This window comes from Desulfomonilia bacterium (genome assembly GCA_036567785.1).
GTDB lineage: Bacteria > Desulfobacterota > Desulfomonilia > UBA1062 > UBA1062 > DATCTV01.
Genome location: DATCTV010000047.1, coordinates 1 through 4,317, shown reverse-complemented (window position 1 = coordinate 4,317; position 4,317 = coordinate 1). Strand labels below are relative to the sequence as shown.

At 51.7% G+C, this 4,317-nt stretch carries 5 protein-coding genes; 4 read left to right on the top strand and 1 reads right to left on the bottom strand.

Annotated elements, in window-relative coordinates; all coding sequences use genetic code 11:
• Nucleotides 1–362 precede the first annotated feature (362 nt).
• On the bottom strand, nucleotides 363–497 hold the full coding sequence (locus VIS94_13395) for a hypothetical protein (protein HEY9162066.1): 135 nt from the start codon (nucleotides 495–497) through the stop codon (nucleotides 363–365).
• Nucleotides 498–806: 309 nt separating this feature from the next.
• Here VIS94_13395 and istA point away from each other — a divergent pair, with 309 nt between their 5' ends.
• From istA to VIS94_13375, 4 genes are all read left to right on the top strand, one after another.
• Entirely contained in the window at nucleotides 807–2,288 is a 1,482-nt protein-coding gene (gene istA, locus VIS94_13390; protein HEY9162065.1) for an IS21 family transposase, read from the top strand.
• Between the two features lie 3 nt (nucleotides 2,289–2,291).
• A complete protein-coding gene (gene istB / locus VIS94_13385) occupies nucleotides 2,292–3,035 on the top strand; it encodes an IS21-like element helper ATPase IstB (protein ID HEY9162064.1) in 744 nt (247 codons plus the stop codon).
• A 140-nt stretch (nucleotides 3,036–3,175) separates the two neighbouring features.
• Entirely contained in the window at nucleotides 3,176–3,412 is a 237-nt protein-coding gene (locus VIS94_13380) for a hypothetical protein (protein ID HEY9162063.1), read from the top strand.
• Between the two features lie 247 nt (nucleotides 3,413–3,659).
• Nucleotides 3,660–4,013, top strand: coding sequence for a hypothetical protein (locus tag VIS94_13375; GenBank protein HEY9162062.1), 354 nt, complete (start codon nucleotides 3,660–3,662; stop codon nucleotides 4,011–4,013).
• Nucleotides 4,014–4,317: the final 304 nt, after the last annotated feature.

Genomic DNA, 4,317 nt, shown 5'->3' with positions numbered 1-4,317 from the left:
TCCCCTCTCCTGCAAGACCGGGGAGGGCGTAGAAGAGTGGATACAGTGGCTGCAGCAACGAATCCATCGCTAGACCCGGAAAGGTTGTCGGCACCGGTCTAAAAGGGCGCCAATATTGCCGGAATAGAAGGATACCAGTTTCACATCAACATCACTCTGCGGGGAGGCGGTAAAAAACTCTATAGAATATTTCTATAAAGAGAATCCACTTTCTTTCGGCTCCAACATGGATTTCTTCTGGGGAAAAATATCCGGGTCAATCTACACCCGGAGTTTTAAGAATGAAATCCAGGAAACCTATTTGCTGCTATTGCCACCATCCGTTTAACCCTTCTCCTTTTCATCCGCGACAGACCGTTTGCCTATCTCCTGCCTGTCAAAGACGCAGACGAAGAGATTACCATCGGCATAAAATCGCCACCGACGTCGATTACCGTCAATCCTGCACCGACAGTCAGCGAAAGTGGCGCGATAATCATCCGGAATACCAACGTCATTATCGCTCCCAACATGAGGCTTATTGCCGGCTCAATCGGCAAAAGCAGCTTACACGAAACCATAAGCGTAAGCTCTCCAGGATTGTAAAGAACAACTTGGCTATCGATGTCAAACAGATCTCCGCTGAGGTTTGGATGAGTGGCCCGGGATGGGAGGAGATTGTAAAGAACAACTTGGCTGTTCCTCAAGTGTTGCTATTTCATGCGGTTAGGGAGGCAACCGCCTGCTGCTCGACGTGATTGTAAAGAACAACCTTTTGGCCTCCTCCGCTCCTCCGAGCTATAAGGGATTCTGGAAGGAGAAAACCAATGTCTACGGGTCCCAAAACCATCGAAGCAATCTACCGCCTGTCTCATGAACTCAAGCTCTCCGCAAGGGAGATCGCACGTCAGCTCCATATCAACCGCAAAACCGTCCACAAATACCTGGATAATCCTCTGGCCAAGGCTGTGTGCCGAAAACCACGAAGCAGCAAACTGGACCCCTTCAAAGCATGGATCCGGGAGTGGCTCGAACAATGTCCTCAGGTCAGCTCCGTGGTCATTAGGCAAAAGCTACGCGAGCACGGTTTCACCGGTGGCCGAACCATTCTCCAGACATATATCGCCACTCTGCGCCAGATCCGGAAGCCACCACGTGCTTATCTGCGTATCGAATCCGGCCCCGGAGATTGTTTTCAAATCGACTGGGGCCATTTCGACGTCTTGGATTACCGAGGAGACAAACGCAAGCTCTATGCCTTCTCTTGTGTAGAATGTCATAGCCGGCGAATGTATGCCGAGTTTACCCATAGCCAATGCTTCGAGACCTTCGTTCGTTGCCACCTACATGCCTTTCGGTTCATGGGCGGCCTGGCCCGAGAATGTCTCTATGACAATCTGGCCACGGCCGTAGCCGAACATGACGGCCGAATCGTTCGCTTCCTCCCCCGCTTCCTGGCCTTTGCCCGCGAGCTGGATTTTTATCCCCGAGCCTGCAACCGTGCGGCCGGATGGGAAAAGGGCAAAGTGGAAAGCAGCATCAAATATCTGCGGCAAAACTTCTGGCCCTTGCGTACCTTCACCGATCTGGCCGATGTCAACTCCCAAGCCCGCCAATGGCTGGAGCAGTATGCCAATACGCGTATTCACCGGGAAACGCGCCAGTCTCCCCAGGAGCGCTTTCGTCCGGAATGTCTCTCTCCGCTTCCGCCTCAGCTGCCGGATTATCGCGACACGGCCCTGGCCCTGGTACACAAGGACATTCGCTTATGCTTCGACGGCAATCGCTACTGCGTCCCTCCGGCTTATATCGGATTCCGCCTCACGGTACGGGCCGATTCTCAATCCGTGGCCATCTACCATCAAGCCCGGGAAGTCGCCCGTTACTCCCGCTGCTGGCAACGGGGACAAACCCTCGGCGCAGAACGGTTCGAAAAGGAATTGCTTCAACAAAGACCATCCGCGGAACGTTCCGCCGCTCACCGGCAATTGATCGCCGGACTCGGCGAAACGGGAGAATCCTATTTGCGCCATCTGGCCGATACCGATCGTTCTCTCTCCCGGCAAATCCAGGAACTGCTCCTGTTGGTGCGACAATATGGCCCGGAATCCGTCCTCGTTGCCATTCGCAAAGCGCAAAGCCTGGGCGCCTTTGGGTCCGATTACATCGCCAATATTCTCCTGCAAGAACAATCGCCCCGGGACATCCAACCGCCTCTGCGTTTGCAGGATCCTCGATGGAATGCCTTGTCGACCGATCCGCTGTCGCTGCTCGACTATGACGCTCTCCTTCTTCCCCCGGAGGAATAAATCATGACATCCTTATCCGCTAAACTCTCCCAACTCCATCTCGACTTCATGGCTCAGGAACTCGACCGCATCCTGACGGACGCCGCCGACAAGTGCCTCAGCCCGGCCCATACTCTGGAATGGCTCGTCGACCTGGAACTCGATGGACGGCAAAGCCGTTCCGTCGAACGCCGCTTTCGTTTGTCCAAGTTGCAGGCTCGTCCCGGAATCGAGTCGTTCCATTTCCAGCATCACAAGTCCAGGCAGCAGATAAAAAGCAAGATTCTGCATCTTCTCGACCTGGATTTCATCCGTCAGGGTACCAATATCATCCTGATCGGTAATCCCGGTACCGGCAAGACCTTCTTGTCTAAAATCTTCGGCTGGAAAGCATGTCAGGCCAATCTGAGAGTCCTGTTCACTCCCGCCATGCACATGCTCAATCAGCTGGTCGCCTCCCAAGCCGATCATTCCCTGGTCCGCAAGCTGAAAATCTATACCGATCCTCTTTTATTGGTGGTCGACGAATTAGGGTATCTGTCCTTGGATCAGCAGACTTCCAATCTGTTCTATCAGGTCATCTCCACCCGACACGCCGAACGTCGGAGTACGATTATTACTACCAATACGATTTTCTCCGAATGGGGCAACATCCTCTTCAATACCACCATTGCCGCCGCCATCGCCGATCGTCTGGTCGAAAACTCCGAGGTTTTCCTCCTGGCCGGTCCGACCTGGCGCACTCCGAAAAATGGCACAGCAACCTAAATGGGTTGCCGCCTGATCAGGCGCCGCTCTGTGATGATAACCCTCTCCGGAGGAGTCCGGCGGGCTAACCCCTCATCGGCGCTGCAGAGGGGGCGTAGCCTGCGTAGGCTGCGCCCCGAATCTTCCGAGAAGAACTACCTATGTTTAACTTCAGCGCAAATAACCTGGTTTTGCTCTCCCGGACGGAATGTTCATCCTGTGTCGTGTTTGTCATGAAAGACCTGCATACCAAGCGCTTGTATCGGCTCTATGACTTCACCAAAGCCCAAATCATCACGCCAAACCATGTATGGTGCGTGTCGGGCAAGGTCAACAGCGCGGACAAGCTCTATCTGGTATTGGAAACGGTCAAGGCAGATACGAAAAACAGAGTTTGAATTCCAACGCTCACGAAGATCCGGACTGCGCAGGAGAAATACTCGAATGTTTTTCTAAAGCCTTTTTCTTTGGAGTAGGGAGAACTTTCTGTCTCGCTTTTTAAGGAGAATACGCAGACCTATGCCTGAAACTGACCTGGCACCATTTTATTCCGGCGTTTTTGGCCCCCTTTTTGACCGGCGCTAACAGAAGGGAGGTCAAGCCGATTTTCTCCCGCAACAGTAGCCCTGGGTGCTACAATGGGCCTTGAATCATGTCTTGCCACTGCGGAACGTGCACGTCCGACAACCGATTCTACTCCTCAAGAAGAGTCCCGATTATGACGGTGCGCTGACTTATATCCAGAAGATAAAGGGAGGTAAAGACGTATATTTCTTTCCCAATTCCACTGACAAGCCGATCGATACCCAGGTAGTTCTACATGGCAGCAAGGCTTTTAGGATCTGGAATCCTCAGACCGGCGAACCGCAGGAAGCTGAATTTACCATCGGCGAGACCGCCATACAACCGACGACCACCGTGCACCTGGCCTTGCCGGTCACCGCCCTGTTCTACGTGCAGGAACAATCCTCAGTAATCGATCCACCAATTGTATTGTAAAACGTCAAATATTTCGACACTTATCGATAACCCTATACACAACATATTGTTACATCTTACTAGATTTTATTTACGTCAGAATACGTTACGATTTTTCTGTCTTTTACTCTGCCACCTCCTTCCGCTAGAAAGGTTATAATTCATTTATTTACTATATGTTACTAGATTGTTATAAATATTTGATCGCTGGTATAAATATTGCATCGACAATCTATGATATTTATATATCCAATCTATTAGGGGAAACGCTTCCGGGAAAGATATTTGGAAGTTGATTGATTACATCAATAAGCTTACGGCTCTT